Source organism: Akkermansia sp. AE01SA01 (assembly GCF_036417395.1).
In the GTDB taxonomy this organism is placed as follows: Bacteria; Verrucomicrobiota; Verrucomicrobiia; order Verrucomicrobiales; family Akkermansiaceae; genus Akkermansia.
On record NZ_CP143890.1, the window covers coordinates 1,988,410 to 2,007,575 of the forward strand.

16 protein-coding genes and 1 tRNA gene are annotated in these 19,166 nt (G+C 53.9%); 2 read left to right on the forward strand and 15 right to left on the reverse strand.

What is annotated here, in order from left to right:
- Positions 1-212: 212 nt before the first annotated feature.
- Positions 213-701 carry a glycosyltransferase family 10 gene (locus tag V3C19_RS07985; protein WP_330937063.1) on the reverse strand — a complete coding sequence of 163 codons (489 nt, stop codon included), beginning with the start codon at positions 699-701 and terminating at the stop codon, positions 213-215.
- The gene (locus V3C19_RS07990) at positions 698-1,255 is read right to left on the reverse strand and encodes a hypothetical protein (RefSeq protein WP_330937064.1); all 558 of its coding nucleotides are present in this window, start codon (positions 1,253-1,255) and stop codon (positions 698-700) included. The genes V3C19_RS07985 and V3C19_RS07990 overlap by 4 nt, the downstream gene beginning before the upstream one ends.
- A 389-nt stretch (positions 1,256-1,644) precedes the next feature.
- Between V3C19_RS07990 and V3C19_RS07995 the strand changes: the two genes are divergently transcribed.
- A tRNA-Ile gene (locus tag V3C19_RS07995) sits at positions 1,645-1,720 on the forward strand.
- Positions 1,721-3,035: 1,315 nt separating this feature from the next.
- Here the strand turns inward: V3C19_RS07995 and V3C19_RS08000 are convergent.
- Both V3C19_RS08000 and V3C19_RS08005 read right to left on the reverse strand, forming a co-directional pair.
- On the reverse strand, positions 3,036-3,557 hold the full coding sequence (locus V3C19_RS08000) for a hypothetical protein (RefSeq protein ID WP_295934066.1): 522 nt from the start codon (positions 3,555-3,557) through the stop codon (positions 3,036-3,038).
- Positions 3,558-3,895: 338 nt separating this feature from the next.
- Positions 3,896-4,354 carry a hypothetical protein gene (locus tag V3C19_RS08005; RefSeq protein WP_154301774.1) on the reverse strand — a complete coding sequence of 153 codons (459 nt, stop codon included), beginning with the start codon at positions 4,352-4,354 and terminating at the stop codon, positions 3,896-3,898.
- 1,349 nt (positions 4,355-5,703) lie between these two features.
- On the opposite strand from V3C19_RS08005, the gene V3C19_RS08010 reads away from it, so the two are divergent.
- A complete protein-coding gene (locus V3C19_RS08010; protein ID WP_295934062.1) occupies positions 5,704-6,669 on the forward strand; it encodes a retropepsin-like aspartic protease in 966 nt (321 codons plus the stop codon).
- Between the two features lie 14 nt (positions 6,670-6,683).
- Here V3C19_RS08010 and V3C19_RS08015 read toward each other — a convergent pair whose 3' ends face one another.
- From V3C19_RS08015 to V3C19_RS08065, 11 genes are read right to left on the reverse strand one after another with little or no spacing between them, the layout of a single operon-like run.
- The gene (locus tag V3C19_RS08015) at positions 6,684-7,751 is read right to left on the reverse strand and encodes a glycosyltransferase (RefSeq protein WP_295934060.1); all 1,068 of its coding nucleotides are present in this window, start codon (positions 7,749-7,751) and stop codon (positions 6,684-6,686) included.
- A 5-nt stretch (positions 7,752-7,756) separates the two neighbouring features.
- Positions 7,757-8,926 (reverse strand): glycosyltransferase family 4 protein, encoded by a 1,170-nt coding sequence (locus V3C19_RS08020; protein ID WP_295934057.1) that lies wholly within the window; start codon positions 8,924-8,926, stop codon positions 7,757-7,759.
- Between the two features lie 7 nt (positions 8,927-8,933).
- Positions 8,934-9,821 (reverse strand): glycosyltransferase family 2 protein, encoded by an 888-nt coding sequence (locus V3C19_RS08025; RefSeq protein ID WP_295934054.1) that lies wholly within the window; start codon positions 9,819-9,821, stop codon positions 8,934-8,936.
- A 5-nt stretch (positions 9,822-9,826) separates the two neighbouring features.
- A complete protein-coding gene (locus V3C19_RS08030; RefSeq protein ID WP_295934051.1) occupies positions 9,827-10,945 on the reverse strand; it encodes a glycosyltransferase in 1,119 nt (372 codons plus the stop codon).
- On the reverse strand, positions 10,942-11,982 hold the full coding sequence (locus V3C19_RS08035; protein ID WP_295934048.1) for a glycosyltransferase family 2 protein: 1,041 nt from the start codon (positions 11,980-11,982) through the stop codon (positions 10,942-10,944). Before V3C19_RS08035 ends, V3C19_RS08030 begins: the two co-directional genes overlap by 4 nt.
- Positions 11,979-13,091, reverse strand: coding sequence for a glycosyltransferase family 4 protein (locus tag V3C19_RS08040; protein ID WP_295934043.1), 1,113 nt, complete (start codon positions 13,089-13,091; stop codon positions 11,979-11,981). The genes V3C19_RS08035 and V3C19_RS08040 overlap by 4 nt, the downstream gene beginning before the upstream one ends.
- Before the next feature lie 2 nt (positions 13,092-13,093).
- Positions 13,094-14,281, reverse strand: coding sequence for a glycosyltransferase (locus V3C19_RS08045; protein WP_330937065.1), 1,188 nt, complete (start codon positions 14,279-14,281; stop codon positions 13,094-13,096).
- On the reverse strand, positions 14,278-15,792 hold the full coding sequence (locus V3C19_RS08050) for a hypothetical protein (protein WP_295875395.1): 1,515 nt from the start codon (positions 15,790-15,792) through the stop codon (positions 14,278-14,280). The genes V3C19_RS08045 and V3C19_RS08050 overlap by 4 nt, the downstream gene beginning before the upstream one ends.
- Entirely contained in the window at positions 15,789-16,979 is a 1,191-nt protein-coding gene (locus V3C19_RS08055) for a glycoside hydrolase family 88 protein (RefSeq protein WP_295934037.1), read from the reverse strand. Before V3C19_RS08055 ends, V3C19_RS08050 begins: the two co-directional genes overlap by 4 nt.
- Positions 16,976-18,145 (reverse strand): polysaccharide pyruvyl transferase family protein, encoded by a 1,170-nt coding sequence (locus tag V3C19_RS08060; RefSeq protein WP_295934035.1) that lies wholly within the window; start codon positions 18,143-18,145, stop codon positions 16,976-16,978. Before V3C19_RS08060 ends, V3C19_RS08055 begins: the two co-directional genes overlap by 4 nt.
- Positions 18,138-19,163 (reverse strand): glycosyltransferase family 2 protein, encoded by a 1,026-nt coding sequence (locus tag V3C19_RS08065; RefSeq protein WP_295934032.1) that lies wholly within the window; start codon positions 19,161-19,163, stop codon positions 18,138-18,140. The genes V3C19_RS08060 and V3C19_RS08065 overlap by 8 nt, the downstream gene beginning before the upstream one ends.
- Positions 19,164-19,166: the final 3 nt, after the last annotated feature.

Below are 19,166 nucleotides of genomic sequence, written 5' to 3' on the forward strand. Positions count from 1 at the left end.
ATTTCTTCCCCGGCCTGATTTGCTACGGCCATCCGGTTCAACAAGCGGAGCAGCATCTTATCGGAATGACCTCTTCAAGCAGCCTGTTCCTCCAGCCCTGCCAGGAAGAACTACCAGCTTCTTTCTTCCCCCGCCCATCAAAATGACTGCCCGGTTTCCCGCCGCATAGCAACAGGCAGGAAACAAATAGCAGGCTATAATCACCATACTCCTTAAAACCTGGGAAACAGCCTTTTATTCCACTCCTTCAGAGCAGACTTCAATTTCTTCCGGTCATCTTCCTTCTTCACAGTCATCTTATCGGTGAAAAAATTTCTGTAATTGTTCATCCAAAAGCCGTCACCCCTTTTTCTCACATGTTCAACGGGAGAAGTAAAAATTTTCATCAACTCTGCGTTAAATTTATCCTTCTTCTCCTGCTCCCGCTCAATCTGCCACGGCAGCCGCCTGGGTTCAGCCATCATGGCTTTCCATAATTCTTCATCTTCATCAATCCTTTTGATCTCCGCCACAACTTCCTTCAAGGATGAATAACGATGACAATTAATGAAAGCCTTCGGATTATATTCTTCCTCAACCAGAGGATTACCCCAGTAAACGGGAACGGTGCAGGCCAGAAAACTCGTTATTATCTTCTCCGTCGTATATCTCCGGTACCAGCTATTTTCACACGCTATGGAAAACTTATAGGGTTTTTTCAATAAAACGCTTCCTGCCAGCCAGTCCTCCGCCTCTCTTGGAATAGGGCATGGCGTATTATTAAATGCTTTCCTATTGCATCCACCTTCTTGTAGGCGGAAAGCTCGGAAAACAACTGGATGCGGTACGGATGCCCCAGGCCGTGGGAATAAATATAATTGCAAAAGCCGTCTTTCCCGCATAATGCATCGTCCGGATTCATTGTGTGAAGATCTTTTAATTTCATCCTCAAATCAAAAAGATAGGACATGCAAAGCAGCCGCCCATCGTCATCAGGCGCGTCAAAACCGATATGGTAATCAAACAAATTCAAATTGGGAGCCAGAGCCTCTCCCAGTACATCCATGATAACAATCTTTCCGCGGGATTCCTCCAGAAACTGAAGATAATTCTCTCTGGAAGACGTATATAACCAAGGGAAGGCAATAAGAAAATCAGCCCTTTCCTTATCAATTTCAAACTCAAGAACAGATCCATCAATCTTCTGGAAACGCCGTAGAAAAAAATTAATTTGCCATTCCTCGGCGCCCTCTATGAAACCAACTTTTACCTTCATCCTCATATTGTTCAAAATCGATGAAATTATTATACAAATTCCCCACAAACAGTCAATTTGTACGGAAGAAAGGAACATGACTTCCTGTCCTGCGGGCTATTAAAAGGCAAATCAGGAATACATAAAACAATTGTCCAGTTCCATGGAAAGATTCCCTGTTTCGATTTCCAAAAGAAAATCATCTGCGGATTTCATCCATCTACAATGGATTTCACCAGCCTTTCTTATGGCAGCAATCTCCTCTGAAAATAGGTACTCTGATGGGTGCATATCCTCCGTACCTGATTTTTAAGGGCATATCTTCTGCAAATCCAAAACGTTCATAGCAGGATAAAAACTTTGCCTTTCCCGCCGGATTCTGCTAATGTTTTTGCACGTTGTTCTTCAACGGGCTCGTAGCTCAGCGGTTAGAGCAGGGGACTCATAATCCCTTGGTCGTAGGTTCGAACCCTACCGGGCCTACCAAAATAAAGCCTTACAAGTTAACTACTGGTAAGGCTTTTTCTTTCCCTTCCCACTTCCCTCAAAAATCGTTAAAAACGTGTAAAAACGTACCAAAACGTGAGGAAAATGGCCCACTTTAGCACTACCATGTTTGCCGCAGTGGCGGAAAACGCATGAGGAGAGAAGTCATTTCCAGAATTACGAGTAGCTGGCAGAAGAACTGGAAAGCAGGAAAGCTTCTCATCACTATTGCAGACTTTGTGGGCCACTAAGTCGACAATAACATCTATGCAGAGGGTGTGTGAATTGTATAAAACACCCGGTAATGGCGAAATTTTTTATGCTCGCGATTCATCGAAATAAGTTGTCGGAGTTGCAGATGACAATTGACTGGAAGCCATAAAAATTAAAACTATTTCATAAGTCACATAATTTTAATAACTTCAATAAACCTAAAAAACTACTGAGGCGGCAAATATTCTTTTACCATGACATGGACTTTTCCCGGCAATCTGACTGATACAACAATGCTCTCCATGGCCTTTTCACCATTACGCCCCTGGCTTTTTTATCTTTGGGAAAGGCAGATTTCAGGAACGTTTCTCCGACAGAGGAACGGACCTCATTCTACTTTTCCTTGCAGACAATCACATGATAAAGGGCGTTGTCCAAAGCAAGGGAATCCTTGCCCGCCATTAAACACGCTTGCCTATGCGCACGCCAAGCCTACATATAGGTCCTTTTAATAATAATTACATTTTTTTGATTTCTCTTCAAGAACGGGTCGACTGTTTTTATGATACACTTCTGATTCGTAAATTGTCTGGGGAATTAACTCCAGCATGTGCACATGCATTTCCATTCTGTGGGTTTTATTCCAGGATGTGAAATCAAATCTGAATTGATCGTTCATATTGCTTCCAAGAACTTTGTACTTCGTAAACAAAATAGAAAAATAATCATAGCCTTCATGCGTTCCATAGTAATATAGAGAAGGAGGAGCTGTTTGCGTGACTAAAGGATATACCAGCTGAGAATGAGAAACTTCTTTAACATTTACAGAGCAACATGATTGCAGGATTATTAAAAAAATGATTATGAGTGAATACTTCATGCTATTCTCTTCTTCATTAAAATTTCTCCTGCGCCTGTTTGGCGTTTTATACTTTTGTCTATTTCCATAATTCCCATTCAGAGTCAGTATCCTTCATTCCATGGCCAATGGAACTGGCCATCCCCGAATAAGGCTCAGCGGGATAATCTTTCTATTAATCACCATAGAGATACCTGATGGAAAAACAGACTTTATTAACTGTAAACTAATGAAATGCATTTCCTACCATCTGTCATGAGGAGAAATGGCTACTATTGCTAAATATTTATCTCCCTGAAGTATTTTTTTATATAATATGAAAATTTCTCCAAATGGAAATTCCATAAATTTATATTTATCTCTTCCATTTTCCTGGTCCAGGAATTTTTCCCGAATGTGTAACATACTATACGGAGTAAGATCCCCTTTTAAGAAATCCTCATTTATCAATGAATATATTTCAGGATTTTTTATTATTTCTTCATTAAAATAATTTTTTACTCCTGAAATATCCAGAATATTATCTGTGCTTATGCCTGAATAAGAAACTTTTGCGTCCAGTCCTTCTTGTAATTTCAAGGCCTGCAGGTGAATGCAATCCGTCCATTGCTGATCAGTTTGGAAAATATAAATTATTCTTATTCTCCCCCGCATTGAAGTATGCAGCCTCCACGAATTTTGAGGAACACCCATAGTATTCGCCATCATTTTTTCCCATGTATCGGGTTGAGGGGGAGATTTATCGCACCCACTGAGAATAATCATTAACAGAATTATATAAATTCTATTACATAAAATATTCATGCAAATATTCATAGAGTTAATAATAGTTTCCTGTTCGCTAATGTGAATTACCCTAAACTTCAATTGGAAAAGACGCAGATGAATTACTTTGTCATGAATAATCGTTTCTAAAAACCGTTGTCACTAAATATTTCTTCCTGTGGAAATTACTTTCCCTTACATCGTATCAAGCTAAAAATACTCCTTCAGAAATCAATAAAATAATATAGAATTTTTTAATTTTCGGTTCATGGATTTGTAAGAAAAAAGGTGCATGTCAACAGTCTCGAAAATCACTCAAATATATTTTGGGAAAACGGTTATTTCTTTTTGATAAAATCTCGGATGTTTTCGATGAGATATACTGTATCACTATCCGGAAAAACAAATACTTCTTTACTTTGCCTTTCAAAATACCCCATGCCACCAAAACATCCTTTGGGAGTGTTCACGGCACTGCATGTCAATTTTTCAAGATCATCCTTTTTTATGGCAAATGACATTTCAATCTCATGCTTGCTTGCAACATTTAAAATCGTTTTAATGTCAGAAGTTTCATCATTATAATGATAAACTTGAAAATTTATTTTATCTCCACTATTCATCGGCTTTAAAACAACATAACATTCAAACACATCTTCTTTCTCTGTGATTTCTAAAGATATATAGGGGCTCTTTCCTGAAAGCACCAGGGATTTGGTTGTATCGACCAATATAGGAGAAGCTTCTATATTTACTGCAGTGAATGCCGCCAATAATAAAATAAATTTCATCATCATAATTTTTTAAGGTGTTCTTATATTCTGCCAAACGAACGGGAGATAAATACCAAATCTTGTATTTATTCTATTCGTACTTGTTTTGCTTATCTTTAGCTTTGTTAAAAATTCCCGCGGGCATCTTATCTCTGTATTATGTGCTTTCATGCCAGACTCTATCAATTCGCATCCGTACGCCGGACTGATAATTCCTCGTGCCGCTGAATAAGGTTTCTACCTGCCATCGAATACTATTTTTGAGTTGGGAGCAAGTATATCCTCTAAATGGCCCTGTTCATGCTGTCCGATAAATTAGATATTTAGTATTAAACGAATAGGTGAATAGAAAAGACCGGAACAAGACATCCCCACAAGAAAAACTATATTTGTTTCAGGTGTCTGGGAGACATGTTTCCGCTGGCAGCAAGTGCCATGCAAGCTTCATCCGGACTCCCATGCTTATTTATTTACAAAAAATGTATAGAGCAATAGACATGCAAGCCATCAACAACGTGTATAAAGAACTTAAGAATATGGCAATCGCTGCCTACCCATCAGATTGGGATAGAGCTACCAGAAGGAGTCCACACCAAATAATAAAAAACAGAGATCCCATGATCTCAGCCGTTATTTTATATCTTTTAACTATATATTAAACTTCCTTTTTTTATAAAAATTCTCTTCCTGTTTAGTTTTAGATATCAGCCAGTCCATCAAAAAGATGAAACCAGAACCCATAATAACTCAGACATAAACCCAGAATTTTTTACTTCAAGGCAGCCCATGGTGTAGGTGGTAAAGGTGGAGTATTGTGAGGAGCCGGACGATTGGTCGTATCGGAAATAACCGCCCAAAAATTCGGAGTGTTCATAGGATACACAAGGTTTGGGGTTAATGATTAACAAAAAAACGAGGGTAGTTCCTGAAAATCACCCTTCTCGTACCATATGTCCGTATCCGATGTCAACGCAATTCACACGGATTTCCCGTATTTATGTTAGGAAATAATAGTGTCTATCATAATATTTATGTAACCAATTCATTTCCATCATAAGCATCCATATGATCGCGAGTTTGGTTTTCCGAGTCATCTCCTGGGAGAGAAATTCAGAAAATACCTTTTTTCTCTGCGGTATAATAAATTTCCTATTTCCTACTTGCATCCTGTTTTCTCCCCTCTTCCAAAAAGATAATTTGCTGCAACCTTCAAATCATCTGGAATCTTTGAAGTTCCCTTTTTGCATTGTTGGGCCGGCCTTGATCGGTTATAAGGATGCACGCCAACGGGCAACCGTCCCAGGAGATTCTCTCAACGGGCATTTCTGGAAAATACACACTATTTGTCAACCAAACATACAGGAATGATACGCATGAAAAGATTGCTGCCGTTTTTTGCCGTTCTGCTGGGGCTCCTTCCCTGCGCCTGGAGCGCCAACATTCCCAGTGACAGCATTCCGTTTGAACTCGGAACCGCCAGCCGCATTTACGTGCAATGCCGCGTCAACGACAGCCGGCCCCTGCTCTTCCTTTTTGATACCGGCGCCACTTCCATGGTCATCAACAGCAATTCCCTGGAAGGAATCCCGATGGAGTTCAATGAAACTATTGTGAATTACGGAGCCACGGGTTCCAATGAGGTCCGCAAAAGCGCGGAAAACAAATTTTCCGTCGGAAAGCAGTCCCTGGCCGGCGTCCCCTTCATCGCCATTCCCTACGCCCGTGACCAGTGGGACGGCGTTCTTGGCCTCTGGTTCATCCAGCGGCAGGTCACGGAAGTCAATTACACGGACCGGAAAATCTACCTGTATCCGCACGGTTCCTACACACCGCCGCGGGACGCCATCCGCCTGAAGATGGAATACGTGATGGGAATCCCCGTAGTTCCTGCCCAGGCAACGGTCAACGGGAAGGTTTACCAGCTCCGCCTGTCGGTAGATACGGGTTCCGACCGCGTTCTGGACCTCAATACCCCCTTTGTCAACAAGCACCGCCTCCTGGGCAGCCAGGTTCCGTTCTCCGTCTCCAGCATTTCCAGTTCCGATGCCAATACGGGCAGGCTGGAGAACGTCATTTTCGACAGCATCCAGCTCGGCGCCTGCAAATTGCCGCTCATTCCCGGAGCGTTTTCCACCGTCACCAGCGGCATCCAGAGCATGCCGGAGATGGACGGAGTCATGGGCAACAACCTTCTGAAGCGCTTCAACCTCGTTTACGACTCCCAAAACGGCTACCTTTACCTGATTCCCAACAACCTGCTTTACACGCCTTTTTACGACTGCCTCCTCCAGCCCCGGAAGACAGTGCCCCAGGCGCCTGCCTGCACGGCAGGAAGATGAACCGGAATGCCCGCCTACCGGGAGCTTCCGCGCAGGTTGATGATCCGGGTGCATAGCTCCACCAGCTTGTTTCCGGCGCGGGAATGCAGGAACCGGTAAAGGCCGAACAGGGCACACCTCACGCGGAAGTCGTGCCCGCAGGCAATGTGTTTCAGGAGACGGAAAGGGGATTCCGGGGACTGGGCAAATTCTCGCCAGCCGTATTTGTCCAGCAGGGCGCGGACCGCATCCAGGGCTTCCTCTTTCTCCGCCGCCGTCTGGTGGAGCAGGTTGGACGAGAAAAGCTGGATACTGCCGTTCAGCCAGTTCAGGACCGTTATCCGGGCTTTTTCCAGACAGCCCAATTCCCGGTAGGCAGCGGCGATCAGGTCCACACGCTCCAGAGCCGGATAAAACCCGGAACCCTTTTTATCCGGGGCCTTGTAAACGTTAACCAGGGAATCCGGACGAGTAGGACGGTAAATGTACAGGCAGTCCGGTATTTTGACAATATTCCGCACATAGGGGTGAAGCAGGTTGTTGAAGAGGGCATCGCTCCCCTGCCTCATTCCCTCCCGGAAGCGGAGGCCCGTCTTTTTCAGGAAATCCGCCCGGTAAAGCTTGTCCCAGCACAGCTCGCTGAAAGTTCCCATGGACGCAAAGTCGTAATGGCTGCAGTGCCACTCCGGGCATTGCAGGCCGTTGAGCATGCTCCACCGGACGGAAAGCGGCATGTCTCCGGCAATCGTGGCCCCCATGCAAACCAGCTCCGCGCCATACTGTTCCGCCGCCAGATACAGGCGCTGGAACATGACGGGGGAGACATAGTCGTCCGGGTCGGCAAACCCGATGTACTTTCCGCACGCGGCATCCAGCCCGGCATTCCGGGCCGCCGCCACGCCCGCATTGGACTGGTCGATGATGCGGATTCTTTCGTCCGCGGCTTCATATTCCCGCAGGATGTCCGGCGTTCCGTCCGTGGAACCGTCATTGATGCAGATGATTTCTATGTCCCGAAGCGTCTGGGCGCAGACGGTATCCAGGCATTTTTTCATGAATGCGGCTACATTGTAGCACGGAATGATAATGGAAACGAGTGGCATGGTCATCAGGCAAGGTTCGTGTTTTCAGAATTTTTCAATGCATGGAACAGGTCCATCCAGGAACGGGCAATGGCGTCCAGCCCATAACGTCCGGCCTTCTTCCGGGCGGCGGCTCCCATGGCGCGCCTCAATTCGGGATGTTCAATCATCCGGATGACGGCCTCCGCCAGACGGCCCGTATCTCCTGGTGGAACCAGCAGGCCGTCTTTTTCCGGATCAATCAGATCCCGCGGTCCGCACGGGCATTCAAACGCCACGCAGGGCACGCCGCACGCCATCGCCTCCACCAGCACCATGCCGAATCCCTCAAAAAGGGAGGAAAACACCAGCATGGAGGACTGCAGCAGTTTTTCCTGCACCTCAGAGGTGGCTCCGCGCAGAAATACCTGCCTTTCCAGCCCCTTTGCCCGGACCAGGCGTTCAAGGTATTTCTTTTCCGGGCCGTCTCCCCATATCTCCAGCTCCCATCCGGGATGGACGGCAGCCACTTTTTCCCACGCACGGATCAAAAGGTCAAATCCCTTGACCGGAACAAGACGACCCACGGCAACCGCGCGGGGGCGGTCCAGGGAGGCAGCCCGTTCCGTCCGGCGGATGCACGGGTTCGGAATCACGTGTACGCCCTTCCTTCCCTTCCAGTTCGTCTCCATATCCTGCCGGGTAAGCACCACGGTGGCGTCATAGCCGCCCTGGCGGAGCGCGAATTCATAAAAATCGGAAACGGCGGCCATGACACGCGCCCTCATCCCGCCCTGAAGCCTCGCGTAATCTTTCCGGTAGGTGCCGGAGTAGTGGTATTCGCGCACGGTTTTCCATGGTCTGCCGCGGGAAATCCGGGAAATCATGAACTTTTCCGACTGCCCTACGGAAATGACGATGTCCGGCTCCAGCTCCCCAAGGGTTTTCCGGAGAGCCTCCGCATGGCGCCTGCGCCTGACAAGGATGCCCTTCATCACATACAGGAATCCCTTCCAGTCGTCCTCATAATAATTCACACCCAGGGTCACCACTCTGACGCCCGGCGGCAAATCCGCCGCAGTCCGGCGGGCGTCGTTGGCCGCAACCAGAACGACTTCATTGCCCGGCACGGCGGCCAGCGCGGCGGCCTTGGCACGCGTGACGGCCTGAATTCCTCCCGCCGCGTCCAGATCATCCAGTACGTACGCAATCTTCATATTCCGGTCATCCGTTGTTTCTGGTTTTCACGATAATCAGGCACATCAGCGCTATTCCGAAGGGCACGGCCGCCAGCGTCAGGAACGGACGCGGGGATTCCTGCAAAAAGCGGGCATGGCGCGCCAGCAGGGAGGCGGACACGTAATGCGCCGCCTCCATGAAGCGCCTGCGCCCGGAAGGCTGGCGCTTCATCCCCTCCTTCCGCAGAAAGGCAAATCCCCTGGGATTCCGGACGTACTGCCTGAACATGTTTTTCGAGGAACCGTCCTCCCGGTATTCCACCAGGCAAAGCACCCTGTTCATGGCCAGCAGGGGAGCCACCTGGTCCGCCAGCATGTACTTGTAGCCCAGCCCCACATACTTTTCACCGGGAAACACGGGATAAGGCGGCAGCCGCTTCATCAGCGCGGTCCGGTACACGAGCTTCTTGTCTCCCCTGCCCCCCGCTGCATAGAATCCGGTCAGCGTCATCTCCCTGCCATCCTCTTCAAAGGCCGTTCCGATGAGTTCCCCGGTACGGACGTCGGCGTCCAGCCCCGCAATTCCGGCCAGACGTTCGCTTCCGCGCCGCTTCCAGAATTCCAGAATGGCAGCCACGGCGTCTTCCGTCATCAGGTCGTCGGAATCCAGGCAGACGTTGAGTTCCGTGTCCATGAGCCTGTACGCGGCATTATGGGCCGTGTGCATGCCCCCGTTTTCCTGATAGTGGTAGCGTATTTCCACATGCCCTGCCCGTTGCCATTCCCGCACCAGGTCTGCGGTTCCGTCCGATGATCCGTCATCGACGACCAGCCAGACAAAGTCGCGGCAGGTCTGCCTCAGCAGGCTTTCATAACAGCGGCGCAGGCATTCCGCCCTGTTGAAGGTCGGCGTGAACACGGTCAACGTCTTCATTGTCTTCATGATTCACCTCCCTGTTCCAGATAGAATTCCTGAAGCTTCTGCGCATTGCCGGCAATGTCCAGCCCGGCTTGCCGGATGGCCTTCGCCGTATCGTTCCGCCGCCATCCGCAGGCCAGTTCCTCCATTTCCCGCGCCCAAACCGCGGGGGATTCCCTGAGGGACAGAAAGCTTACGTGGCCCGGCACCACCGCGGCATCTTCCGGAACCCGGTCGGAGGCCAAAACGGGCAGCCCCGCCGCCTGGGCCTCCAGCATGGCGATGCCGAACCCCTCAAACCACGACGGGAAAACGAAAACGTCCATTCCCTGCAGTAAATCCGGAATGTCGTCCCTGCCGCCCAGCAGGCGGATGCGTCCCCGCCATTCCGCACGCTCCGCCTCCTGTCTGACCTGTTCCTCCTTTTCCCCGCCGCTTCCCGCCAGCACCAGAAGGGAATCCGGATGCAGGACCAGGAACGCCTGAAAAACGCGCAGCAGGAACTCATGGTTCTTGGGCCAGGAAAAGTTGCCCGTGTGGCCTGCCACCAGTTTTCCCTCCCAGCCCATTTCCCTCCTGACCCGCTCACGGGTTTCCGGAGAATAACTGAATTTTCCCGCATCAATGGCGTTCCGGACCACCACGGCATCCTTCATTCCCTTGCGGCCAAAGAGCCAGCGGCCGCACAATTCATTGCACGTGAAACGGTGCGTCAGGTACGGGCGCATCAGATGCTTGAGCAGAAAACGGAACAGGGAATTTTTATCCATTCCCAGCGGGGAACTGTGCGCATGCGCCGCAATGAAGGGGATGTTCCGCGCGGCCGCTTCGCGGTACACCCAGTAGCCCAGCTCGGAGCAGTGCCCGTGAACCAGCCTGTATTCCGGGTGTTCGTCAAAGAAGCGCGCCACCTCCCTCCTGTACGCGGCCAGACCGGACAGGGTGATGGGCGGCAGCCTGTAAATCCGGCCGCCCAGTTCCCGGATTTCCTCTTCATAAATGCCGGGGGTCTCCCGGTGAACCAGGAAATCGAACTGGAGCCTGCGGCGGTCGATATGGCGGTAATAATTCATGACCATCGTTTCCGCGCCTCCGCGGTTCATGATGGTGAATACCATTAATACTCGTTGGGGGGTCATGTTGCCAGAATTCGCTTGATGATTCGCAGGAGCAGGTACAGGCCGGGAACGAATCCCGACTTCGCCGCCAGAAAGAACGTTTTCCAGTGAAACGGGAGCGGCTTCAGGGGAAGCGTTCCGACCGCCGCACGGCACCAGTCCCGTTCCAGCAGGTTCCGGAGCATGGCGGCGTGCCGCAGCGGAGACCCGGGAGCATCGCAGATGTTCAGCCCCAGAAAGATGACGGACAGGGCCATGCGGTTCCGAAGGGCCCGCTCTGCCTCCGGACACGCGCCATGTTTCCTCACATGTACATCCATGCGCCTGAAGAGCTCCTCCCACTGCGCCACCAGGTCCGGCTTGTACCTTCTGGTCAGCGCCCCGGAAGCCGTCTTCCGGTAATGGTAGAACGTGGAAGGAATATAGACGGCCCTCCGGGCCGCTCCGAACAGGGAAAGATTGCAGAGAACATCCTCCGCGGAACCGATGAGCGCGGTATCCACAAACGCGGCCTCCGCATCCCGGAACAGGGAACGCCTGTAAAGCTTGCCCCAGGCCGTTCCGTAGGAATCCATCCTTTCCGGCCGGGCCAGTTCCGCGCCGCCGGGGCCCAGCAGGCGGGTTCTCAGCCACGCCATGGCTTCCCCCTCGAAGACGCGTTCCTCCGGCCAGAACAAAACCGGGGACGAGACCGATTCATATTCCTTCACATAGCTCCAGAAAACAATGTCCGCATCCCGGCCCCGCATGGCTTTTACCGCGTCCGCACACGCATGTTCGTCCAGCCAGTCATCCGCATCCGCAAACATCACGTATTCCCCATCCGCCCGTTCCAACCCGGCATTGCGGGAGGCGGAAAGTCCGGAATTTTCACGGGCAAGAACCTCCACCCGGCTGTCCCTGCGGCGGAAGTCTTCCAGAATGGCCCCGGTGCCGTCCGTGGAGCCGTCATTCACGCAGACAACCCGGATATCCCGGTACGTCTGGTTCAGGATGCTTTCCAGGCAGCGGGACACGTAAGCTTCCGCATTGTACACGGGAACGATGACGGAAATCATGGCCGTCCCCCCTTTCCTTCCTCCAGAACCCGGCCATACAGCCTGTTCCACTGCTCCGCCACCGTTTCAGCCGCGTAACGCCTCACATGTTCCCGTGCCTTCGCCGCCAGGGCTCCACGCAGCACTTCATCCCCCATCAGGCGCTCCAGGGCATTCGCCAGTCCGGGAATATTGTTTTTCTCCACCAGCAGGCCGTCTTCTTCATGGCTGATGATGTCCGCGGGACCGCAGGGGCAGTCAAAGGCCACGCACGGTACGCCGCACGCCATGGCCTCCACCATCATCATGCCGAATCCCTCATATTTGGAAGACATCGCACAGATGGAGGCTCCCAGGTACGCCGCCATGATTTCCCTCGTGGGCGGATGCAGCACGAAGCTTTCTTCCAGCCCCGCCGACCGAATCGCCGTTCTCAGCCTGCCTCCGTCGCGCTCCGCGCCGAACAGGTCCAGCCTCCAGTCCGGAAATTTCCCGTGTACCCTTTTCCAGGCCTCCAGCAAGGCCCCATAGTTTTTCTGAGGGGAAATTTTGCCCACGGCAATCACCCGCTTTTCCTTTCCGGAAGACGGAACGGACGGATAAAAGGGAAGAGGGTTGGGAATGACCTCCACATTGCGCATATTCCATTCCGCCCTGTTTCCGGAGGCAGGCACCACGAAGCGGGCAAAGCGCCCCCCCAGGAAACACATGGCGGCAAATTCCATCTTCATGAAAACGGAAGGGCACCCGCCCTCCGTCTGGATCATCCGGGAGACATGGCGTTCATAGATGACCGGACGCCGCCCGGACAGCAGAAGGGGAATCCAGAATCCCTTGAACCCGTCGTCGCACACGTCCACCACATCGGGATTCACGGTACGCACCGTTTTCCGGATGCCCCGTACCCAGGCCGCCAGCCGTGCCACGGGGCTACCCTCCATCGCAACGTCATGAACACGGATTCCCGGGTGAAAATCGTAAAAGGGCTCCGCACCCCGTTCATTCAGAGTCATGATATGGATTTCGTCCCCGTATTCTTCCGCAAGCAGGTGCGTCCGGACGGACAGAACCCGTTCCAGCCCTCCCGGCCCGGTGATGCCGTTGGCAATGTATAAAATACGTCTTCCCATGTTCAGACCAGCGCCTCCAGTTTCAGGATTTCATCACGGTTGCCGTAGTCCCGCGCGCGGCATGCCGCCGCCAGGCCTTCCAGGCGGGCGGGATCATGCAGCAGGGAGAACAGGGCCTTCGCGGCGCCCTCTTCGTCGTTCGGGACAATGACTCCGTCAACGCCGTCCTCCACATGGCCGGAAGCCGTGGGAAAACGCGTGATGGCCACGGGACGCCCCAGAATCTGCGCCTCCCTAACCGCCACGGCCTTCCCTTCATAGCGGGACGGCTGCACATACAGGCCGCAGGCGGCCATATAAGGATAGGGGTTGGCCTTTTTTCCCAGGATAACGACGTGTTCCTCCATCCCATGCGCGGCAATTTCCCGCCGCAGGGAAGCCTCGTCCCCGTAGCCTGCCAGATACCACCGCAGCCCGTTCATTCCCATCTCCACCAGACGGGCGGCTATCCTGACGGCGCGGTCCATGCCCTTGGCATGGGAGAACCTTCCCACTGTGCACAGGCACGGAGAACCTTCCATCACGGCGGAAACGTCCTCCAGCGCGGCCTGTTCCCGCACTGCCCGGGGGGAAACGATGTTTTCCATCAGCATCAGCCTGTCTTCCAGCTCCGGGAACCGGGACAGGAACCCTTTTCCCGCCTCCGGGGAAATGGATACGATGCGGTCGTAACTGCTCCATACCGGGCGTTCGCGCTCCGCATTGATGCCGATGGAAGAGTAATCCGTATGAATCCAGGCAACTTTCCTGCGGGCCAGCACCTTGTCCCTGACGATGCGGTGGGGTGTCAGGAAACTGACCGCCAAATCGTACATTCCCAACTTTCTTAAGGATGGCAGAAAGGGGGCCGCAGCCGCGGCGGCATCATCGAACACGGCATAATTTTCCAACCCGTTCAGACTTTTCCCAAAACGCGCGGAACGCCATTTGGCCCACAGCCGGGCGCAGAAAATTTCCAGCCTGCCTTCCGTCAGGATGTCTTTCAGGGGCCGGGACAGCGCCCGGTAGGCCGGGAGCTCCGGCAGCAGGTTCACCTTTTCCGGAATCAGCGGCATCAAATCCCCGGAATGCCTGTAAACGAACAGGTCAACCCGGAAACGGGAAGTGTCCAGCGCTTCCAGCAGCCCCAGCAGGGCACGCTCCGCGCCCCCCAGTTCCATATATTGAATAGCTATGAAAATACGCTTCATCTGCATGCCAGTCTGCGCACGTGAATCAACAATCCCTGGAAAGGCGCCGTCCTGAACAGAACGGCTGTGCAGAGCCCCAGCGGGACGACGACGGAAATAGCTCCCCACAGGAGCAGGTCAGCCAGCGGAGAAGCAAACCAGGACCGGGAACAGAAGGGATACGTCAGAGTGTAGCCCGCCGCCGTAAGCAGCACGTATTGCCCGTACGCCAGGAAGTATTTCCTCAAGGGCTGGTGAAACACATGCCTGTACACCAGCCGCGGAAACTGCCAGACGCCGATGGAAAGAAGGCTGAGCGTGGCCGCCAGCAGAACGCCCGCTATCCCCCACCACCGCACCAGTATCACGGCCAGGACGACGTTGATCACCCCCTGGAGAAGCGGGGAGTAGCGGTCCTGGTGGAAAATGCCCGCCTTGGTCTTGAACACCATGGCGGAGCGGCGCATGCCCACCACGAAGAAGTTCAGGATGATCACGAAGGAGACGGCTCCCGGCAAAATGTACCCGTCCCCCAGCCACCAGCCGATAAAGGGATTCAGCGTGTTCAGCAGGACGATGGAAGCCACGCCGGACACCAGGAAGTTGATCAGGAAAACCCTTTTGAAAATTTCATAAACGTGCGCCCTGTCCTCGCTGGCGATCAGGTTGCCCACGCTTTCCGCCATGCTGTTGATTACCTGCATGATGAAGGTGGAAATCGTTCCGACCACGAGCATGTAGTTGGAATAAAAGCCCACTGCCGCCAGCCCCACGAAGCTGGAAATGACAATGTTACTGGTGGAATGCATGAAATAGCCCCCCACGCTGTGCAGGAAGAGCGCCTTGACGTTGACGGCAATCTGACTCTTCGTCACGGCGTCCACCGCATGGGTCATGCGGCTTTTCACATAGGGGTAAAGCGCGTCCACCTTCCGCACCATGGCCACGTTGAACCCCGCCAGAAACAGGGATTCCACCACCAGGTACAGGATGTAGTTGCCCGTATAGTAAAGGATGCCCAGCTTGGACAGGTTCAGGCCCACCTGGTAAACAAAATTGATAGTCCCCAGCCGATAGTTTTTCTGGTCCGCGTTGATCAGGGAATTCTTGTACGCCGTCAGGTACGGCAGGATGGAATTGAAAACGAAGATGAAATAAACCAGTGTCAGGTAGTCCAGATGATCCCCGTTCTTGATGAAACACCCCAGAAAGGGGTACAGACACACGCACAGGAAAAACACGGCCGCCGCAATGAGGCGGTACACCTTGCGGTAGAATTGCAGCAGGGCGAGAATGCGAGGCTGGTCGTTTTCAGCCAGCGGCTTGTAAAGATGGAACACCACGCTGGTTCCGAAGCCGGATTCCAGCAGGGTGACCGCCGCCAGGATATTGGTCAGCAGCCCGTTGAGGCCCAGGTATTCCACGCCGATTTCATTGACGAAAAGCTTGCGCGTCACGAATCCCAGCAAGGTCATCGTGACCATCAGGCTGACGGTTACCAGAAAATTTTTGCCGGAATTCAGCGTTCTCATTCTTTCCGTTCCTCCCTATTGAGTTCCACGCTCAGGCGCAGGGCCATTCCCTGGGCAAAGGGCATGAGGCCCCAGACGTCCGAATACATGCCAATTCCCTTGGTATCCCCCTGGCACATGTCCAGCGCTCCGTTGCGGCGCGTCACCCCCATCAGAGCCTTTTCCGCACCAAAAGCGGCCTCCAGAAAACAGGGCTCCCCGGAAATGCGGTAGGCCTCCAGCATCAACAGGCCCATCAGGGCGGTTCCGGAAGATTCAAAGACGGATTCCGGCCTGGCAACCATCCACCCGAATCCGCCATTCCGCTTGCGGAGGGGCAGAAGTTCGCGGGACAGGGACACAATGCGCTTCGCCATCGCACCCGCCTCCGGTCGTCCGTGGGCTTCCATCAGGCGGTACAGTTCGCACAGCCCCAGCGCATACCAGCCGATACCGCGCGACCAGTCGTACAGCCCCAGGGGATAGCCGCGGTCCATCTCAAACCCGTGGGCCGGAAAAGAGGACCCGGCCAGAAGGGCCGCATCGTATTCCTCCACCTGCCTTGCCGCAAGGTTCCAGTATTCCTCCCGCCCCGTGCGTGCCGCGCAGGCCGCCGCCAGCGGACAAGCCAGGCCGATGGTGTCCACGTAGCGGACGGCGGGCTGCCCGCGCCTGTAAGCCAGGGTACCCGCCTCCGTCTTCAGGGATTCCAGAAAGGCCAGAGACTTTTCCATCAGCCGGTCCTCTCCGCCGCATCCGGCTTCCAGCACGGCATAATCCAGCAGCATCCTGTCCACTTCCCATGTCCCGGGATTTTCCCGCTCCAGATAATTCACGACCAGTTCATGCCTGCCGAGGGCGTCCCGCAGTTTTTCCTTCAGCCCCCCGTCATTCCGGTCTCCGGCGTAGGCATTCAGGCCCAGGGACAGGCCGCCTAGCTGCCAGCCCTGAATGGCGGCGTCCGCATATGCACCCCGCAGCATGTCCCAGAGGACCAGCCTTCCCTGGTCCTTTTTGGGGACTGCCGGCATGCGCTTCAGCCATGCCGCGGCCTTCCGGGCCAGGGCGTCCTGCCATGTGCGGCGGTCCCGCCAGCGGCCGATGCGGATGCGGCCCGTCCAGATTCCCATGAAGCGCCACGCGTCCACGCAGGCCGCCGCTGCCGCAAGAACCGCCGCTGCGGAAAGAATGGAAACATAAAGAGTCATGACCGTTTCACCAGGGATTCAAGTTCTTTTCGGCAGCCGCGCAGCCGTTCCAGATACGCGGGAAGCACTTTCCCGTATGCCTCCTTGATTTCCTTCTCCCTTTCCATCATCCGAACAAAGGCGTTCCGCAACTCATCCGGGCCGTCCAGCGACTGCACCGGGACCACGTGCCCCTCCTCCGTTCCGAACAAGTCGCGGGCAATCCCGCGCGCCTTGACGGAATACCCAGCCACCAGCGCGGGAACGCCCGTGGAATAAGCGGCGATGGATGCGTGCGTACGGGCGGCCACCAGGAACCGGCACCGGGAAATATACCCCTTCAAGTCCCCGCAGGGGGCGTCTTCAATCATGACCACCCTTCCCGTATGGCGGAAACGCCCGTGCAATTCCGCCAGAGGCTTGCGGTCGTCATTCCCGGCCCATACCACATGGGGAATCAGGGCCACGTTCATTTCCGTGTTTTCCAGCAGCCATTCGACAAGCCGGGAATAATTTTCCATCACGGCTCCGGGCCTCCCCTCGTGCCCGATCACCATGGGGCTGACATTGATCCCGGCCATGTTCCCCTCCTTCCAGCCCTCCGGAACTTCCACCTCGTTGGCCGGCAGGGCAAACGCCGGGTCCGGATACAGAACCACGCGGGAAAGACCGCATTCCCGCAGGGCGTCGTACGTGAGGGACTCCCGCGCCACAATCAGGTCAAACGCCCCGAGGTCCTCCAGCATCCTGCCCTTCATGTCCTCCCTTTCCAGGGAACAACCCCAAAGGACCACAGGAACGCCGGCCTTCCGGAGCAATTCGTTCTGGAGGTAAATATGGACGGGGTCCCCGTAGCAGTAATTGTCCCCTCCGCCGCACAGGGCCAGGTCCGCATCCCCAGCTTCCTTCACAATGCCGCCGAAGGCAATCCGGTCAAACGCATCCTTCACCCCCAGAACGTGCAGCCGCATCCACGCCGCAGCCCAGGCCGGGGAAAGCCTCCGGATGGGGCGCCGTTCCGGCAGAACGCGCACCAGGCGGTCCAGGCCGCACCGGACGTCCTGCCCGCAGGCGGAGGAAACAAGGCTGCCCTTTTCAGGACGCAGCAACAGCATGGTGGACCTGACAATCGCCTCGCACCCGTGATTGCCGCTGCCGCCGTGAGGATATAGAAGAATTTTACGCATGGCCGTCTGATGATTTTTTCCCGGCGTACGCCCCTTCCAGGAGCAGGAACAGGCAGAAGGGGAGACGAAGAAAGAGGCAGACTTTCATCCATTCCGGACAGGGAAATGCGCCGGGATGGGCGCGCAGCAACGCGTTTTCCGGAACTTTCAGAATACTGCGGACAGCCTTGAAGCGGTCCTTCACGCCGCGGCACTCCTTGAAACGGTAAATTTCAAACAGGGAATCATACACCATTCCCCACCACCGGGACGCCAGATAATTCTCCACGAGGCCGCCCTGAAGCCCCTGGTCGCGGAAATATTGCCGGACCATCCTGAACTGTCCGGCAATCCATTCAAATTTTTCCGGAACGAACCGCGTGGACAGAGTGCCCTTTTCCGCCCTGCGGTAGAAATAAACAGCCTTGTCCACCGTCCTCAGCCGCCTGATGTGCTTCAGGTAGGCCATGTTGAATTCCAGGTCCTCCCCATAGGAGACGCCTTCCGGAAAGCGGATGGAATACCTGTCCACCAGCTCCCTGCGGTACAACTTGGCAACGGGTCCGAAGAGCAGGAAGGTGCGGAACAGGCGCACCCACTCCTCCTCCCTTCCGGGGACGGCCTCCAGTTCCACCGGCACGGGCACCGTAAGCACGTCCTTTCCGCCGGCACGCACGGAACGCAGCCCGGCGACGGCCAGATCGCATTCCCCGTCTTCCACGGCGGCGGCCAGAGTCCGCAGGCACGCGGGCTCCACCCGGTCATCCCCGTCAACAAAGCACAGCCACGAGCCCTCCGTTTCTTCAATGCCGCGGTTCCTCGCCGCGGATACGCCCCTGTTCCTCCCCATGTGAACCGCATGGATCCTCTCATGCCGGGTGGCCAGGGCATCGCACAGGATGCCGCTCCCGTCCGTGGAACCGTCATCCACCAGGCAGACGTCAAAATCCGTCAGGTTTTGCCGAAGGACGGAATCCACACATTCTTCCAGAAAATGCCCGGCATTGAAAACAGGAATGATAACGGAGACAAAAGGCATGCG

What these genes read in the sequence shown, in the direction of transcription:
- V3C19_RS07990 (WP_330937064.1), bottom strand. Translation starts at nt 1,255, where the DNA reads ATGAAGGTAAAAGTTGGTTTCATAGAGGGCGCCGAGGAATGGCAAATT.
- V3C19_RS08000 (WP_295934066.1), bottom strand. Translation starts at nt 3,557, where the DNA reads ATGATTATTCTCAGTGGGTGCGATAAATCTCCCCCTCAACCCGATACA.
- V3C19_RS08005 (WP_154301774.1), bottom strand. Translation starts at nt 4,354, where the DNA reads ATGATGATGAAATTTATTTTATTATTGGCGGCATTCACTGCAGTAAAT.
- V3C19_RS08010 (WP_295934062.1), top strand. Translation starts at nt 5,704, where the DNA reads ATGAAAAGATTGCTGCCGTTTTTTGCCGTTCTGCTGGGGCTCCTTCCC.
- V3C19_RS08015 (WP_295934060.1), bottom strand. Translation starts at nt 7,751, where the DNA reads ATGCCACTCGTTTCCATTATCATTCCGTGCTACAATGTAGCCGCATTC.
- V3C19_RS08020 (WP_295934057.1), bottom strand. Translation starts at nt 8,926, where the DNA reads ATGAAGATTGCGTACGTACTGGATGATCTGGACGCGGCGGGAGGAATT.
- V3C19_RS08025 (WP_295934054.1), bottom strand. Translation starts at nt 9,821, where the DNA reads ATGAAGACGTTGACCGTGTTCACGCCGACCTTCAACAGGGCGGAATGC.
- V3C19_RS08030 (WP_295934051.1), bottom strand. Translation starts at nt 10,945, where the DNA reads ATGACCCCCCAACGAGTATTAATGGTATTCACCATCATGAACCGCGGA.
- V3C19_RS08035 (WP_295934048.1), bottom strand. Translation starts at nt 11,982, where the DNA reads ATGATTTCCGTCATCGTTCCCGTGTACAATGCGGAAGCTTACGTGTCC.
- V3C19_RS08040 (WP_295934043.1), bottom strand. Translation starts at nt 13,091, where the DNA reads ATGGGAAGACGTATTTTATACATTGCCAACGGCATCACCGGGCCGGGA.
- V3C19_RS08045 (WP_330937065.1), bottom strand. Translation starts at nt 14,281, where the DNA reads ATGAAGCGTATTTTCATAGCTATTCAATATATGGAACTGGGGGGCGCG.
- V3C19_RS08050 (WP_295875395.1), bottom strand. Translation starts at nt 15,792, where the DNA reads ATGAGAACGCTGAATTCCGGCAAAAATTTTCTGGTAACCGTCAGCCTG.
- V3C19_RS08055 (WP_295934037.1), bottom strand. Translation starts at nt 16,979, where the DNA reads ATGACTCTTTATGTTTCCATTCTTTCCGCAGCGGCGGTTCTTGCGGCA.
- V3C19_RS08060 (WP_295934035.1), bottom strand. Translation starts at nt 18,145, where the DNA reads ATGCGTAAAATTCTTCTATATCCTCACGGCGGCAGCGGCAATCACGGG.
- V3C19_RS08065 (WP_295934032.1), bottom strand. Translation starts at nt 19,163, where the DNA reads ATGCCTTTTGTCTCCGTTATCATTCCTGTTTTCAATGCCGGGCATTTT.